The following is a 1,011-nucleotide window of genomic DNA, read 5'->3' as shown; positions in this document are numbered from 1 at the left end:
TTCCCATTTGAGACTCTTCCAGACGAGCTCGATTGGGTTGAGATGCGGTGAGCCTACCGGGAGAAAGACGAGATCAATCCCAAGTTCATGTGCTCGCTTGCGCGTGTGCGCACAAATATGTGAGGAGAAGTTGTCCAAAACGAGCAGAATCCGCTCGCCCGGATTCTGCTCGCGTATTTCCTGGAAACACGCGCAGATCCGTTCTTTTTCTTGATTCGGCGGAAACTGGAGGACACTCTCACCGTTGAGTGCATAGAACCCGGCCGCTGGTGTGTCGATTTTCACCAGCGGCCGGGTGATCGTCGGCTCGCTTACCGTGTAGAGACGCTGGGAATTGTCCCATGGTTGCGGGTGCGAAACATCGAAGAACCCGACCGTTGTTCCGCCATCTGTTCGGACATCATCGTCGATCGTCCATTCCTCGTCACTGTCGTCTTTAGACTGTTTGTTGTGTGGCTCGTCTCCATCATCCTCGGCGAACGCGTCGGCAACGCGTTCGTCGAGGATTTCGTCGGCGTTCTCTGGTCGGTCTGGCCTCTCCGTACGCGGAATCGCGTACGAGAGGCCGAGATCATCGAGAAGGCGTGGCAGATAGTTCGGATGGAACTCGACATCGAACTCTTCGTTGATGAGGTGCTGAATCTCCTGTTTCTTCCAGGGCTCGCCCTCCTTGAGCAGGTCGAGGAGACGTTCTCGTTGGTTCTCGTCGAGCTTCGGGGGCCGGCCGCCCCCGAAGCTCGGTGTCAGAAGTCCGAGCCCACCCTTATTCCAGAGTCTGGCCCAGCGACTGCCGGTTGATTGGGACATCCCGACATCGTCGGCTGCGTCTTCGAGTGTTGCACCCTTGTACAACCGTTTGATGAAGGTGAGCCGCTTGCTCACCTTCTCGTCATCTGTCTGTGTGAGCAAGCGGTCGAGATCGTCCTCACTGAGGTGACGGACGATCTCTTTTTCCTGTCCCGCCATTACCCTACCAACTCAAAGCATACCTAAATCTTCTGTGAACCACTA

General features: G+C 56.0%; 1 protein-coding gene. It reads right to left on the bottom strand.

The features are described 5' to 3' along the window. The coding region (locus tag D8Y22_RS15310) for an IS630 family transposase (protein WP_141465573.1) at positions 1-966 on the bottom strand (966 nt) is incomplete at its 3' end. Between the last annotated feature and the right edge of the window lie 45 nt (positions 967-1,011).

Source organism: Salinadaptatus halalkaliphilus (assembly GCF_006543045.1).
GTDB lineage: Archaea > Halobacteriota > Halobacteria > Halobacteriales > Natrialbaceae > Salinadaptatus > Salinadaptatus halalkaliphilus.
Note: the sequence above shows the minus strand (reverse complement) of the source record. Positions and strands in the feature narration are given on the sequence as shown.